Origin of the sequence: Marinobacter flavimaris (assembly GCF_002933295.1) — a bacterium.
Taxonomy (GTDB): Bacteria; Pseudomonadota; Gammaproteobacteria; order Pseudomonadales; family Oleiphilaceae; genus Marinobacter; species Marinobacter flavimaris.
This window is the reverse complement of sequence record NZ_PSSW01000006.1, coordinates 26,888-40,586: the sequence shown is the minus strand read 5'-3', so window position 1 is coordinate 40,586 and position 13,699 is coordinate 26,888. Positions and strand designations below refer to the sequence as shown.

Annotated in this window: 14 protein-coding genes; 4 read left to right on the top strand and 10 right to left on the bottom strand. The window is 58.6% G+C overall.

Annotated features, from left to right (window positions below):
* Positions 1–119 precede the first annotated feature (119 nt).
* Positions 120–1,091, top strand: a complete 972-nt coding sequence (locus tag MDHKLMBL_RS12390) for a putative solute-binding protein (RefSeq protein WP_273068832.1) — start codon at positions 120–122, stop codon at positions 1,089–1,091.
* Positions 1,092–1,133: 42 nt separating this feature from the next.
* On the opposite strand, the gene MDHKLMBL_RS12385 is transcribed toward MDHKLMBL_RS12390, so the two are convergent.
* A complete protein-coding gene (locus MDHKLMBL_RS12385) occupies positions 1,134–1,406 on the bottom strand; it encodes an HU family DNA-binding protein (protein WP_008175654.1) in 273 nt (90 codons plus the stop codon).
* A 294-nt stretch (positions 1,407–1,700) separates the two neighbouring features.
* Here MDHKLMBL_RS12385 and MDHKLMBL_RS12380 point away from each other — a divergent pair, with 294 nt between their 5' ends.
* Complete coding sequence (locus tag MDHKLMBL_RS12380; protein ID WP_104270988.1) at positions 1,701–2,765, top strand: hypothetical protein; 1,065 nt, start codon at positions 1,701–1,703, stop codon at positions 2,763–2,765.
* 26 nt (positions 2,766–2,791) lie between these two features.
* Complete coding sequence (locus tag MDHKLMBL_RS12375; protein ID WP_104270919.1) at positions 2,792–4,855, top strand: TRAP transporter large permease subunit; 2,064 nt, start codon at positions 2,792–2,794, stop codon at positions 4,853–4,855.
* A 22-nt stretch (positions 4,856–4,877) separates the two neighbouring features.
* Here MDHKLMBL_RS12375 and MDHKLMBL_RS12370 read toward each other — a convergent pair whose 3' ends face one another.
* The 8 genes from MDHKLMBL_RS12370 to mutM all read right to left on the bottom strand — a co-directional run bounded on the left by MDHKLMBL_RS12370 (position 4,878) and on the right by mutM (position 11,516).
* A complete protein-coding gene (locus MDHKLMBL_RS12370; protein ID WP_104270918.1) occupies positions 4,878–5,912 on the bottom strand; it encodes a DUF2157 domain-containing protein in 1,035 nt (344 codons plus the stop codon).
* Positions 5,913–5,957: 45 nt separating this feature from the next.
* Complete coding sequence (locus tag MDHKLMBL_RS12365) at positions 5,958–6,236, bottom strand: hypothetical protein (protein ID WP_053113264.1); 279 nt, start codon at positions 6,234–6,236, stop codon at positions 5,958–5,960.
* 87 nt (positions 6,237–6,323) lie between these two features.
* Positions 6,324–7,859, bottom strand: a complete 1,536-nt coding sequence (locus MDHKLMBL_RS12360) for a phosphoenolpyruvate carboxykinase (protein WP_008175663.1) — start codon at positions 7,857–7,859, stop codon at positions 6,324–6,326.
* A gap of 172 nt (positions 7,860–8,031) precedes the next feature.
* The gene (gene hslO, locus MDHKLMBL_RS12355) at positions 8,032–8,886 is read right to left on the bottom strand and encodes an Hsp33 family molecular chaperone HslO (protein WP_008175666.1); all 855 of its coding nucleotides are present in this window, start codon (positions 8,884–8,886) and stop codon (positions 8,032–8,034) included.
* Between the two features lie 69 nt (positions 8,887–8,955).
* Positions 8,956–9,363, bottom strand: a complete 408-nt coding sequence (gene hslR, locus MDHKLMBL_RS12350; protein ID WP_008175667.1) for a ribosome-associated heat shock protein Hsp15 — start codon at positions 9,361–9,363, stop codon at positions 8,956–8,958.
* A gap of 41 nt (positions 9,364–9,404) precedes the next feature.
* Positions 9,405–10,094 carry a GMP/IMP nucleotidase gene (yrfG, locus tag MDHKLMBL_RS12345; RefSeq protein WP_008175670.1) on the bottom strand — a complete coding sequence of 230 codons (690 nt, stop codon included), beginning with the start codon at positions 10,092–10,094 and terminating at the stop codon, positions 9,405–9,407.
* A 95-nt stretch (positions 10,095–10,189) separates the two neighbouring features.
* Complete coding sequence (locus MDHKLMBL_RS12340) at positions 10,190–10,519, bottom strand: hypothetical protein (protein WP_008175672.1); 330 nt, start codon at positions 10,517–10,519, stop codon at positions 10,190–10,192.
* 184 nt (positions 10,520–10,703) lie between these two features.
* Positions 10,704–11,516, bottom strand: a complete 813-nt coding sequence (gene mutM, locus MDHKLMBL_RS12335) for a bifunctional DNA-formamidopyrimidine glycosylase/DNA-(apurinic or apyrimidinic site) lyase (RefSeq protein WP_104270917.1) — start codon at positions 11,514–11,516, stop codon at positions 10,704–10,706.
* Between the two features lie 140 nt (positions 11,517–11,656).
* On the opposite strand from mutM, the gene MDHKLMBL_RS12330 reads away from it, so the two are divergent.
* Positions 11,657–12,835, top strand: coding sequence for a DesA family fatty acid desaturase (locus MDHKLMBL_RS12330; protein WP_104270916.1), 1,179 nt, complete (start codon positions 11,657–11,659; stop codon positions 12,833–12,835).
* A 77-nt stretch (positions 12,836–12,912) separates the two neighbouring features.
* On the opposite strand, the gene rsmD is transcribed toward MDHKLMBL_RS12330, so the two are convergent.
* A complete protein-coding gene (gene rsmD / locus MDHKLMBL_RS12325; RefSeq protein WP_008175679.1) occupies positions 12,913–13,563 on the bottom strand; it encodes a 16S rRNA (guanine(966)-N(2))-methyltransferase RsmD in 651 nt (216 codons plus the stop codon).
* Positions 13,564–13,699: the final 136 nt, after the last annotated feature.

Genomic DNA, 13,699 nt, shown 5'->3' with positions numbered 1-13,699 from the left:
TCATTTTCACAGACCGGCGCCCGACAATAATAATCAGGAGTCATCCCGTGAAATCAGCAAACCTCCCCCAGCGGGTAGCTTTGGCAACTGCCCTCTGTGCCAGTCTGGTATTCCCCTCGATGGGGCAGGCACAGGCGCAGGCGCAGAACGAGCCTCTGGAACGCAGCTTTTGCGTTTTTGACCCGGTTGGTGCCAATGGTCCCCTGTTTGCCATCACCAAAACCTTCCAGCCGGTTGCCCTGAAAAACGGCATCAAGCTGGACCTTCGCGCCTACACCGATGAGAAGGTGGCCGCCGAGGACTTCAAGGCGGGCCAGTGCGACGCCGTGCTGCTTACTGGCACCCGGGCCCGGGAATTCAACAAGTTCACGGGCAGCCTTGAAGCCATGGGCGCAGTGCCCGGCGAAGAGGAAATGCGGCTGCTGTACAACACCCTCAGCCAGCCCAAAGCCCGGCCGTTCCTGATTGATGGTCCCTACGAGGTTGCCGGTGTATTCCCCGGGGGCGCCATTTACCTCCACACCCGGGACCGCAACATCGATTCTGTTGAGAAACTGCAGGGCAAACGGATTGCAACCCTCGATTACGATCAGGCATCCGTGCGGATGGTTCGCCATGTGGGGGCATCTGTGGTGGGGTCCAATTCCGCCAACTTTGCCGGCAAGTTCAACAACGGTAGCGTGGACCTGGCCTATGCTCCGGCCGTCGCCTACACACCACTGGAACTTTACAAGGGCGTTCAGCCCAACGGTGCGGTGGTCAAATATGCCCTCGGGTATATGAATTTCCAGGTAATCATCCACCGTGACCGGTTCCCGGATTCCGCCGGCCAGATGGTGCGTGACCAGGCCATCAAACGCATAGACGAGGCCTACGAGATTATTGCCCAGGCAGAGGCTGAAATTCCGGAAGACGTCTGGATGCAGCTGCCCCAGGAAGACACCGCTGAATACGACAAGATGCTGCGCAAGGTGCGTCTCTCGTTGCTGGAGGACGGTGTATACGATGAGCGGGCTATCAAGTTGATGAAAGCGATTCGGTGCCGGGTAGATGCCACTCGCTCTGAGTGTGCTTCCGTCGCCGGAACCTGAACCAGGGGTAAAGCAGGCCCGCAGCTGCGGGCCTGTGCCTGACTAGCGGATTTCGTCTTTGAGCGCCTTGCCGGCCTTGAAGCCTACGGTTTTGCTGGCAGGGATGCGAATGGTCTCGCCGGTTTGCGGGTTTCGTCCATCACGCGCTTCGCGGCTGCGGATGTTGAAAGTGCCAAAGCCGATCAGGGTGACATCCTCGCCACGGGAGGCGGCGGCCGATACCTGGTCGGTAAATGCGGTAATCACTTCGCTGGCCTTTTCCCGGGTCAGCCCGGTGCGGTCGGCAATGGCCGCGGCGAGTTCAGGTTTGCGCATCGGATACTCCTTTTATTGTATTTCTGCGGGTTCGGTCTGTACTGGCCGGAATCACAACGACTCTCGGTTGCTCCAATCTATAGCGGCTCGCGGCCCATTGTGCAAACCAAGGGGTGGCATAGGTGTGTGTAAATTGGCGTCATTTGCGGCATCGGTCGCATAAAAACGGGGCCTCCTGCGCCACAATGCGTGCCTGGTTACAGACTGTAACAAACCGGTTTCTCCGCCAGAGTCCGGGCCGTGCGATTGCAGCAGGGCTGCATCAGAACAAAAAACGCAAAAGGTGAAGAAGGTATGACCCATTTCCGGAATCCCTCCCGCAAGTCGCCGTTTTCCGCGCGTCGAGTGCGTAACCTTGTGGCGGCTTTCACGGCCAGTTTGGTCCTTGGCGGCTGCAGCGCGGTGAATCACGTGATGTACAAGACCACCGGGGATGTGATGCAGGGCTTCTCCAGGGATCACACGGTGCCTTTTCTGATGGAAAGCAACGATCTGGCCATGGGGTGCGCCATGAGCGAGGCGACTGCGCCACTGCTGATGTCCTTCGGCCGCGTTACCAATGAGCCGGCCCAGTTGGCGGTGATGCTCTACCTCAGTGCCGGCGGCTGCGCCGAAGAAGAGGCCAGGGAGCACGAGCTGGCCGCACTTGCCGCCCTGAATGCCATGAACGGCAATGAGGCCGAGGATGCCATGATCCAGCAGAAGCGCGCACATAGCGTTGCTGCCCGGCGCTATTACAAGGCCTGGCAGCACCACAATGCCCATTACGGCAATCCTGCCGATGGCGAATGCCCGGATTTTGATGACGACATGGACGAGTTCATCTACATGGCGGGTCTTCTTTCCGGCCTCCAGGCGCTTAATGCCCAGATTCAGTCCACCTCGTCCATTGGCGTACCGGCGAACGTTGGCTCCATTGCCGCCCGGGCCACAAGCTGCCTCGATAATGAAAAATGGTGGGGTGCGCCCATGGCATTGCGGGCAACGGTGTGGGCGATGATTCCGGGTGCCCAGCCCGAGGGTGAGAACGCGTTTGAACGGCTGGCCATCGCCGACGATCAGGGCGAGGTTGCGGGTGTGCGTTTGCCCCACGTGTTCCACGCCATCGCGGCCCTGAACAAGGGAGACGAAGCCATGGTCCGTTCGGTGATCCGGGATCATGCCGAATCGATCGAGACTACGCCGGCCAATGAGCAGTGGCGGTTCGTGGACGCCATGGCCACCGATATGATCGTCGCGGTTTCTGACCGTCTCTGGGTTGAGAACACCGGGCACCGTACACCCATGGGGCAGCTGGGCAGCTTCTGGGATGACCAGGCGGAAGCCGTTGAAACCATGGATCTGGACGATCTGCTGTAACCACTCCCTATCCAGAGTAATCAGTTATGTCGAAGGGCGGTTTTCATCGTAGCGGGCTGGAGTGGTTTTCATCGCTGCCCGCCTGTCTGTTATTGCTTGCAGTGGTCATTTTCTCCACGAGCAGCGACATCCACAACCAGATGCTTCGGGGCGGTGAACAGCTCTGGAGTGGCTATTACAAGTTGCGGATGGATCCGGTTCAGCCCACCTGCGACCCGACTCGGGATATCGACGCGGCGGTTGCTGAAGAAATGGCGGCGGATGCCGAGACGGATGACCCGATGGCCGCGTTGCTGGGGGCCGAGGAAAAAGACCCGGCTGACGTCCGGCTTGCCATCGAACGAGCGGTTGCTGACTGCCGCGAGGCCCACCAGAATTTCGAAAATCTCAGTGAACAGCTGACACCAGGGGTGAAAGCCTATCGGGCCATCGAACTTTTTATTGCTGACCTGATCGCCTTTGGCCTGGAGTCACAGCGTTTCATCCTCGTGATCCTTGTCATGCTGTGCGCGGTCACGGCGACCCTCACTCGTCATCATATCGCCATGCGTGCCATGGAAACCCGGCTGGATTACACGGTCTCCCATACTCTTCAAACCATCGCCAATGCCATGCTGCTGGGGTCGAGCGCAATCTTTCGCCAGTCCAGCCTTGGTTCAGACACGGCGGTCTCGTCCGAAGAGTTGTTGCTGCACAATTTCTGGATTATCGGTTTCGCCTGCCTCACGTTGGCCAGCCTCTACCGGCTGTTCCGGGTGCCTGATGATCTTGAGGAGGGCGGCAGCCTGAACAAGGCCTTCCTGGCCGTTCCGCTCTATACCGTGATGTGTCTGATCTCCGGCACCTATTTTGCGCTGATCGGACACGCGTCGGGGATTGGTATCTATCTCGGAAAGATGATGGAGCTGTCCGACATGTTCCTGAATGTCGGTCTGTATGTGTGGGTGGGCATGATGCTCAAGCAGACCCGCCTGGCCACCCTGGTGTTCAATGTCTTCCGGCCCTGGCGCATGCCGCCGGAAATGCTGGCGGTTGTAGCGGTTCTGGTGGCGGCCGTGCCAACGGCCTACACCGGCGCTTCCGGCATTTTCGTGATCGCGGCCGGCGCAGTGATATACAGTGAGCTGCGTGCCGCCGGTGCCCGGCGGCATCTGGCCCTGGCGGCGACCGCTATGTCCGGTTCCCTGGGCGTGGTTTTGCGCCCCTGCCTGCTGGTGGTTGTCATTGCTTACCTGAACCGGGAAGTCACCACTGATGAGCTGTTTGGCTGGGGCATCTGGGTGTTCGTGCTGACCGCCACCATGTTCGCGATCGTGGCCCTCAGTGTGAACCGACAGAGTGAATTCAACCTGGCGCCCTCTGCTGAAGCCTTCCCGGCCATGACGCAGGCGCTCAAACCCCTGATTCCCTACGTTCTGGTCATCGCTGCCATGGTGCTGTTTTACCGGCTGGCGCTGGACGTGAGCATGGATGAATTCTCGGCGCCAAGGCTGCTGCCGGTGATCATGCTGGCAATCCTTGTGTACGAGCATGTCAGCCTGAAAAACCGGTCAGGAAAAGCCTCGGGAGAGATCAATCATCAGGGCCTGGAGCGAAGTCTCCGCGGCGCCACAAACGATACGACGGCGGAAATTGGCGCGCTGCTGCTGTTGCTGGGGCTGTCGGTCAGCATCGGTGGTGTGATCGAGCGGGCCCACCTGATGGAGGCTTTCCCGCAGTCGTTCGACAGTGCCTGGTCGGCCATGCTGCTGATGGTGGTAATCCTGGTGATCCTGGGCATGATCATGGACGCATTCGGTGCCGTGATCCTGGTGACCGCCACGGTTGCCACGATTGCCTATTCCAGCGGAATTCATCCGATCCATTTCTGGATGGTGACCCTGGTGGCATTTGAACTCGGCTACCTGAGCCCGCCGGTAGCCCTGAACCATCTGCTGACCCGGCAGGTGGTTGGAGAGGCGGAAGTGCTGGCGGCGCAACAGGAAACGGGGACTTTTTATCAGCGCCATGAGCGTATCATTATGCCGCTGATTGCCATGGGGATTTCGCTGGTTCTGGTGGCCTTCATACCCCTTATTTTCTACGCGTGAGGTTCGGGTGTTGGCTCTCTGTCTAATGGCGACGCTCGATCAGTTCCCTGAGCGGTGCGGGAAGAAGGCGTCGCAACCGGTTTGAAACGGGCTGTTCGTGCCGTTGCCACAGAATGCCCAACCACACGATCGCCAGACCAATCAACGTAAGCGCAATTGGAAACAGAAGGCTGTTCTCGAAAACCTCGTAGGCAAGATAGCCAAGGTACCCGGCGACTCCCAGACCGCCGAAGACCACGAATACCCGCCGGCCCAGAATGGCCCCGGTGAAAATCATGCCAATATTCACCATGCAGTAGAACAGCTTGCTCCATTCGCTCTCAGACTCCATCAGGGAAAGTCCGCTCCAGAAAGCCGTGACACCGAATATGTATAACCAGAACGCAAAGTCGCGGCTGCTCTGATTTCGGATATCCACCCAGAAAGCCAACAGGGCGATCAGGAGTCCGAACCACAGGGAGACCCATTTCCTGAGTTCCCAGGCAACGTACTCCTCACCGAACAGGAAGGGAGCCAGATCCATACTCATGTACCAGAGCGTCACGGCCACCGGCATGACCAGAAAGGGCAATCTGTAGCGCCACAGCATGACTGCGCCTGAGGCCAGTGTAGCCAGTTCCATGAATAACCAGCTCCAGTCGATGTAGCGGTGGTAGTCCCGGTATTCATGGCCGCCCGACCACCAGCCCATGCCGGCCTGAAACCCGAAAACCGCGAGTGGAGTAAGGACAACGACAAAAGTGGCAGTGATCCCGGCAGGAATTTTCAGGTCCAGCCGCTTCAGGAAAAACTCGGTGAGCCAAAGGCCTGCGCCGGCGTAGATCAGGGCAATCAGTAGCAGACCCCATCCACCAAGGCTTTCCCACGAGAGGGTCATGAACAGGCTCATGGCCCCGATTGCAATCAGCCCGCCGAAGTAATAAAGGATGTGGGTGAAACGGAAAGAGGGTGTTTGTTGCTGCTGTTCTGAGAGGAACGTCCAGAGTTGGTCAGCCTGTTCGTCCGTTATGATCTCTTTGCCTGCGGCTTGATCGAGAAGACTGCGCTTCAGTTCCATGAATGCTTCCCCACGAATAACCCTCCTTGTTGGAACCGGTTCAGCTCACCGATTGCCCCACATCTTCGACACCGCGGCATCCGAGCCCAACGTCCCGACCACCAGGGACACGCCACCAATACCGAAGAAAACAAGCACGGGAATCAAGGCGCCTGCCTTACCGGTGTAAACGAGCATAGCCGTCGACACCGTCGCCAGAACGAGGAACAGGACGCCCACCACATTCAGCACGGTGCGGTGCGAATCTTTGTAGCTGGGCCCAACTTTTCCGGATTCCAGTGGTTTGAGAATAAACGAAAAGAGCTGGCGTAGATGCTGTTTCATGAAGCCATTTCCTGGAGTGTGTTGGGCTATCATACAAAAAAAGCGCCGTGCTTTCGCAGGGCGCTTTCCTTACTTGCCGTAATCGACTCAGCTCAGCTTCGGACCGGCCTCGACGATCGAATCTGCCACGTCGAACTTCTTGAAGTTCTCGACGAACTGGGCGATCAGTTCCTGGGCCTTGCCATCGTAGTAGTCCGGGCTTACCCATGTGTTGCGCGGGTTCAGCAGCTCGGTGTCCACGCCCGGAACATGCTTGGGCACGTCCAGGTTCAGGGTTGGCAGGTGTTCGGTTTCCACGTCGTCCAGGTCGCCATTCTGGATTGAGGCGATGATGGCGCGGGTGGTCGGAATGCTGAATCGCTGGCCTTCACCGTAAGGACCGCCGGTCCAGCCGGTGTTGACCAGGAAGACCTTGCTGCCAAACTCGTCCATCCGCTTCATCAGAAGCTCGGCGTAAACGCCGGCCGGACGGGGGAAGAAGGGCGCACCGAAGCAGGTTGAGAAGGTGGACTTCAGCTTTGAGGAGGAGCCCATCTCGGTGGAGCCAACCAGAGCGGTATAGCCACTCAGGAAGTGGTAAGCGGCGCCTTCGCGGCTCAGGATGGACACGGGCGGCAGGACGCCGGTCATGTCGCAGGTCAGGAACACGATGTGAGATGGCTCACCGGCGCGGTTCTCGATCACGCGCTTTTCAACGTGCTCAAGCGGGTAGGCGCAGCGGGAGTTTTCGGTGAGGGATACGTCGGTGTAATCCGGCTCACGGGTCTCAGGGTCGATGGTCACGTTCTCGACAATGGCACCGAAACGGATGGCGTCCCAGATGATCGGTTCATTTTTCCGGGTCAGGTCGATGCACTTCGCGTAGCAGCCACCTTCGATGTTGAATACGGTGCCCGGGCCCCAACCGTGCTCGTCGTCACCGATGAGGAAGCGGTGCGGATCGGCGGAGAGGGTAGTCTTGCCAGTGCCGGACAGGCCGAAGAACAGGCAGGTTTCGCCGTCTTCACCGACGTTGGCCGAGCAGTGCATGGGCAGCACGTCTTTTTCCGGCAGCAGGAAGTTCTGCACGGAGAACATGGCTTTTTTCATCTCGCCGGCGTAGTGCATGCCAGCCAGCAGAACCTTGCGCTTGGCAAAGTTGATCATCACGCAGCCGTTGCTGTTGGTGCCATCGCGCTCGGGATCGCACTCGAAGTTGGCGGCGTTCAGGATCTGCCATTCCTGCTTGTCGGCCGGGTTATAGCTGTCCGGACGGATAAACAGGTTTCGGCCGAACAGATTCTGCCAGGCGGTCTCGGTCGTCATTTTGACCGGCAGGTAGTGCTCCGGGTCGGAACCAACATGAACGTGAGACACGAACTGGTCTTTCTCGGCGATGTAGGCTTCAACACGATCCCAGAGGGCGTCGAATTTTTCAGCGTCGAAAGGACGGTTGATCGGACCCCAGTGGATATCGTCCGAGGTGCTGGGCTCCTCGACAATATAACGGTCCTTGGGAGACCGGCCCGTGCGCTCACCGGTTTTTACGACCAGGGAACCGTTGGATGCCAGCTGGCCTTCTTCACGCGCCAGTGCCACCTCAACCAGTCGTGCTGTACTCAGATCACTATAAGTGTTGCTCACTTCGACCTCGCCCTCGGGATGTCTTAGTGATTGCTCAGGCCGCTTCCTAAAATTGACGGAAATCTGAGCAATCGGGTCAATTCAGGCGCGCTATTATGCCAGAGACGCCGGTAAAAAACGACTGCCCGGGAAGCCTTGCTATCAGCGGGTTCCCGGCTAATCGAACGTGTTTCTAGTGTAGCGTATGACCGGTGAAAAGATGATCAATATCATTTCTATCGAAGCGATAGTGAGCATGACAGAACTGGCAGTCCATTTCGATAGAGCCCTCTTCCTCGAGGATGCTGTAACACTCCTCGCGGCCGATGGCTTCCAGGGCACCGAGGGTACGCTCCCGTGAGCAGCTGCACTGGAAGGCGACCGGTTCGGAGTCAAACAGGCGTACGGTCTCCTCATGGAACAGGCGGTGAAGCAGGGTTTCGCTGTCCAGCTCCAGTAATTCGGAGGCTTCCACGGTTCGGGCCAGATGGTTTACCCGGTCCCAGAGGTCTTCATCCTCCTCTGTGGCGCCCGGCAGGCGCTGTAGCATCAAGCCGGCGGCGCCGTTTTCGTCGGCAAACAGGAACAGGCTGGTGGGAATCTGCTCCGAGCGATCAAAGTATTCCTCAAGGCAGCCGGCGAGTGTCTCCTGATCCCGGGGTACAACGCCCTGATAACGGTTGCCGCGGTTGGGCGTGATGGTAATAGCCATCCGACCCTCGCCGAGCAGATCGTGGAAGCTGTCTTCGCTGACCGCATGCTCATCAAAGCGGGCCAGGCCGCGGATGTGTCTGTCGTGGCTGCACTCGGCCATTAATGTGCGCAGAGGCCCTTCCCCCTGGGCCTGTACCGACAATGTACCCTCAAACTTCAGGGTGCTGCTCATCAGGATGCTCGCCACCAGTGCTTCTCCGAGGAGTTCCCGGACCGTGTCCGGGTAGGGCGCCTGGCTGCCGATTTCCTGATAGCTGTCCGCTAGCTGAACCCAGGCTCCCCGCACCTGGCTGTGTTCAAAGATAAAGCGCTGGAACTGGTCGCGGGCTGCCATGTTGTGTCTCCTGAATGCTGAATGCCGGTCGTTGCACGTTTGACTGAGGGCGGGGATGTAATAAAGGGTTCAGAGGCCGTTCTGTTCGCGAAAGCGCTGAATGTCCCTTCGGTCTTTCTTTGAGGGGCGTCTGGCCGGAGGAAGCTGCGCTGCCTGCATAGTTTTACGCTGCCAGGCCATTTCCTCGCGTTTCTTAACGCTGTCTTCGGTTTCGTGGTAGAGCTTCTGAGCTTCGGGTGCACCACGGCGCCGGTCGCTGATGTCATCAACAATAATGATTTTTTCCTGCCAGCCCAGGCGCAACGTCAGCTTTGCGCCGGCTTCCACCAGCCTGCCGGGTTTGCATCTCTGGCTGTTGTAGTGGACCTTGCCACCCTCGATCGCTTCCTTGGCCAGGGAGCGGGTCTTGTAGAATCGGGCGGCCCAGAGCCATTTATCGAGTCTTACACGTTGGTCGTCAGCGGTTGATGCCGTCATGTCTCCTCACCTGATGGGCTTGTAGCCCAATTATAACCCTGTCATCGGCCGGATGGCAGGGGCGACCGCTGGCGAAGCGCGGGGAGAATTTCATCGAAGTGATGAATACAGGGTATTTCCGGGTGCTGCTCCCGGGCTTCTTGCTGGCTGTCCGGCGCCAATACGGCCAGACATTGGGCAATGCCGGCCGCCAACGCACTTTCCAGCACCGGAAAACTGTCGTCGACCATCAGGGTGCTTTCGGCCTGGTAAGGCGTTACTCGCTGGAGGTCCTGCCAGAACGAGGGATCTTCCTTGGGCTTGCCCAACTGGTGGCTGGAAACAATGGCATCCACCCGTGTATCAAGGCCGGTTCGTTTCAGCTTCAGGGCCAGGGGGTCGGGGTGACAGTTGGTGACAATCACCGAGTGAAGCCCGGCTTGTCGGAGGGCATCGAGAAAATCCGTGACGTGGGGGCGGTAACCGATCCGGTCACCTACCTCTGCTTTCAGCCCCGTGATGTCGAGGGACAGCCGCTCGCTCCAGTAATCGGTGCAATACCAGTTCAGTGAGCCGCGCTCGGCCATGATCATCGGAATCAGGCGGTCTTTCGCTTCCTGGGGGTGGAGGTCGTAGTGCTCGGCGTACCTTGCCGGCAGATGCTCGAGCCAGAAGTGGTTATCGAAATGCAGATCCAGCAGTGTCCCGTCCATATCCAGGAACACCGTGTTAAGCGAGGACCAGTCAACCATAGAGAAAAACAGCCTGAAGAATTTTCTTCAGGCTGCCGGAGTTCGCTCGTCGGGGCAAGCCGTGATAGTACGGAGGCGCGCCCGATGGAGCCGGATCAGTTGCTGGTCTGGACCGTCTCGGGTTTCTTGCCGGTACGGGTGCAGCCCAGGCAGCGCACGAAGGTCGCCTTGGCCGGGCCCATTACCAGAACTTCCCCTGCTTCATCAGCGTTGCCGCCCAGCAGGGAGAAGGGCAGGGAGACCAGGTAGACAGCGCTGCCCACGATGGTGGTAGCCAGCAAGGCCGGGCGAACAAAAATCGCATCACCGGTCATTGCCAGTGCCGACGGGGTTTCGTCCACGGCCTGGGCGTGCCCGAGGGATGAGAATGCCAACAGGCAGGCCGCCACAGTGGCTACCAGGGTGCGGGAAATCTTGCGGGTCATCTTACTGTCTCCTGAGCTTTAGTGGCCCTGAAAGGGTACTGCTTTAAAGAAAAGCAAACCCGGATCGTATCAACCGGATACCATCCTATTGTAAACCGTGGGCGTTAATCCTCTGTTAACTATGAATCATATTTGCGCATTTTCAAACGATTTTTCGTTGCAGAATGTGCGATCTGGTAAGCGTTCAGCGCTGGCAACGGGGACAGTAAACCGTTGAGCGATTGTTCATCCGGATTTCCTTCAGTGGTGCCCCGCATTCCTTGCAGGGCTGGCCGCCCCGGCCGTACACCAGCAGGGACTGGGCAAAATAGCCGGGCTTGCCATCACTGTTTACGAAGTCCCGAAGGGTGGTTCCGCCCATCAGAATGGCGGCGCTGAGCGTTTCCCGGATGGCTTCGGCCAGCCTGTGATAGCGGTCGAGGCTGACTCTCCCGGCCTTGCGCCGGGGATGAATGCCCGATTTGAACAGCGCTTCATTGGCATAGATGTTACCGGCACCCACGACCACCTGATTGTCCATTATGAACGATTTCACCGGTGTGTTTTTGCCGCGGGAGAGCCGGAACAGATGCGCACCATTGAATTCCGGGGCCAGGGGTTCCGGCCCCAGGTGGGTGATCAGCGGGTGCTCTTCGGCGGAATCAGCCCAAAGCCAGCAGCCGAATCGGCGTGGGTCGTTGAATCGAAGGATGACGCCGGACTGTAATGCCACGTCGATATGATCATGGGTCAGGGGAGGGGTATTGTCAGTAATGATGCGCAGGCTGCCGGACATGCCAAGGTGAACAATCACCGTGCCCCGGTCCATGTTCAGGAACAAATACTTGGCCCGGCGGTCTACACTTTTAATCACCTGACCTTCCAGTTTCTCGCCCAGATCGGCCGGAACAGGCCAGCGCAGACTGCCGTTGCGGACTGTCACTCGGGTTATTGTCTCGCCTTCGCAGTGGGGTGCTATACCCCGTCGGGTCGTTTCTACTTCGGGCAGTTCAGGCACGGGCGGGAATCTCCGGTGGAAAACGGCTAAGTGTAATCAGTAACAATTTTGCATCCAAATGCTGTTGTTGTGGCTTACAGCTGTACGCTAAAGTGTGAAGGTTGGCCTCGCGCCAAAGATATTGATTTTGAGGATTTGCTATGTGGTTTAATGGTCTTCTTGACCTGTCGGTGATGCAGGTCATTCTGGTCACCCTCGGAATGACACACGTCACGATTGTCAGTGTAACGCTCTACCTGCATCGCCATTCGGCGCATAACTCGCTGGACCTGCATCCGGCCTTGAAACACTTCTTCCGGTTCTGGCTCTGGTTAACCACTGCGCAGAACACCAAGGAATGGACCGCCATCCATCGTAAACACCACGCCAAGTGCGAAACCGAGGAAGATCCCCACAGCCCGGTCGTCTTGGGTATTCGCAAGGTACTGTTCCAGGGCGCCGAACTCTATGCGGAATCGGCGACGCCCGAAACGCTCGAGCGCTATGGCCAGCGGACACCGGAAGACTGGGTGGAGCGCAATGTTTACAGCCGCTACAAGATGCTCGGCATCGCGTTGATGGCGGTAATCAACCTGGCCCTGTTTGGCGTTCACGGTATCTGGATCTGGGCGGTGCAGATGATGTGGATTCCAGTCTGGGCTGCCGGAGTGGTCAACGGTATCGGCCACTGGATGGGTTACCGGAACTACGAATGTGCCGATAACGCCCGCAATATCAGCCCACTGGGTTTTCTGATTGGCGGTGAAGAGTTGCACAACAACCACCATACCTATCCCAACTCCTCCAAGCTGTCTCGCCGCTGGTTCGAGGTGGATATCGGCTGGGGCTACATCCGCCTGTTCCAGTTGTTCGGACTGGCCAAGCCCAAGGGTTATCGACCCATTGCCCACCATGTGCCGGGTAAACTGGAGGTGGATGTGGAAACGGTTCAGGCCATAGCCAATAACCGGTTCGATATCATGCGCCAGTACCGTAAACGTGTCATGGAGCCGGTCCTGCGCCAGCAGAAGTCGCTGATGGACGATGAGATCCGTCCCCGTTACCGGAAGCTCAAGCAACTGCTCTCCCGTGAGATCACACTGATTCAGCCGAAGGAGAAGGAAACCCTCGAGTCTGTGCTGGAGCGCAATGCGGTGCTGCGCCAGATCTATGAGAAGAGCCACGAGCTGCAGGCGCTCTGGCGTCAGCGTGGGCTCAAACCCCAGGACAAGCTGAACGCGCTGATGGAGTGGTGCCGTGAGGCGGAAGCCAGCGGTATCCGCTATCTGGAAGAGTTCGCCGAGCACCTCCGGGCCTACTCGCTGCGCCCTTCGGCCTGATGCCGGGTTGAGAATCGACGTAAACCTGCTTCGGCGGGGAATCCGGGGCCAGATGAAAGCGTTCATCTGGCCCTTTTTTATTCTGGCCCGGAAACAACCCGGAACAGGGAGTAGGTGACCTGTCCCGCACTCTTTTGCCTGTGCAGCTGCCAGGAAACGGGCACAGAAGGCGTTGGCAGCTCGCTCTCGTGTTCCATGTAAACCCAGCCGCCGGGTTTGATCCACGCCTGTTGTTCCAGCAACGGAAACAGCTTTTCGAGCCAGCCCTGGCGAAACGGCGGATCCATGAACACGATATCGAATGGCGGCCGGTTTCTCTGGGCCAGATAGCTTTCGACGTCCGAACACACCACTTCGCCGTTGTCGGATTTCAACAACCGGAGGTTGTCCCGCAGTGCTTTGGCCAGAGCTGGCGTGTGGTCCACGAGGGTGGCCTGCCCGGCACCCCGGGAAAGAGCCTCTAGCCCAAGCGCGCCGGAGCCGGCGAACAAATCGAGGCAGTCACTGCCGGCAAGGTGGAAGGCAAGCCAGTTGAACAGGGTTTCCCGGGTGCGCGCGGGGGTGGGTCGAACGCCACCGGCGTCCGGAAAGCGCAGTTTCCGGCTGCGCCAGTCGCCGCCAATGATTCGCAGCTCACCGGTGCCGCTGCCTTTGCCAGCCGGAGCCGCCTCGCGACCGGCTGGGGATCTCGTCTGGTGAGACCTGCTTGCGGATTGTCTGCGCGCCATAGCCGCCGCTCCACGGAAATATTCGGTTCAGGATATGTGCCTGCATCTTACCGGAAACGTTTACGGTCGCGATAATCGGAGCGACCCTCACTTCACCGGGACAGTCTGCTAGAATACCGGCTTTCTTTGTCCCGCC

Excerpts from the sequence above, each read along its gene's own strand:
- MDHKLMBL_RS12380 (WP_104270988.1), top strand. The coding sequence starts at position 1,701 with ATGACCCATTTCCGGAATCCCTCCCGCAAGTCGCCGTTTTCCGCGCGT.
- yrfG (WP_008175670.1), bottom strand. The coding sequence starts at position 10,094 with ATGGTTGACTGGTCCTCGCTTAACACGGTGTTCCTGGATATGGACGGG.
- MDHKLMBL_RS12375 (WP_104270919.1), top strand. The coding sequence starts at position 2,792 with ATGTCGAAGGGCGGTTTTCATCGTAGCGGGCTGGAGTGGTTTTCATCG.
- MDHKLMBL_RS12390 (WP_273068832.1), top strand. The coding sequence starts at position 120 with ATGGGGCAGGCACAGGCGCAGGCGCAGAACGAGCCTCTGGAACGCAGC.
- MDHKLMBL_RS12330 (WP_104270916.1), top strand. The coding sequence starts at position 11,657 with ATGTGGTTTAATGGTCTTCTTGACCTGTCGGTGATGCAGGTCATTCTG.
- MDHKLMBL_RS12370 (WP_104270918.1), bottom strand. The coding sequence starts at position 5,912 with ATGGAACTGAAGCGCAGTCTTCTCGATCAAGCCGCAGGCAAAGAGATC.
- MDHKLMBL_RS12340 (WP_008175672.1), bottom strand. The coding sequence starts at position 10,519 with ATGACCCGCAAGATTTCCCGCACCCTGGTAGCCACTGTGGCGGCCTGC.
- MDHKLMBL_RS12385 (WP_008175654.1), bottom strand. The coding sequence starts at position 1,406 with ATGCGCAAACCTGAACTCGCCGCGGCCATTGCCGACCGCACCGGGCTG.
- hslO (WP_008175666.1), bottom strand. The coding sequence starts at position 8,886 with ATGGCAGCCCGCGACCAGTTCCAGCGCTTTATCTTTGAACACAGCCAG.
- MDHKLMBL_RS12365 (WP_053113264.1), bottom strand. The coding sequence starts at position 6,236 with ATGAAACAGCATCTACGCCAGCTCTTTTCGTTTATTCTCAAACCACTG.
- hslR (WP_008175667.1), bottom strand. The coding sequence starts at position 9,363 with ATGACGGCATCAACCGCTGACGACCAACGTGTAAGACTCGATAAATGG.
- rsmD (WP_008175679.1), bottom strand. The coding sequence starts at position 13,563 with ATGGCGCGCAGACAATCCGCAAGCAGGTCTCACCAGACGAGATCCCCA.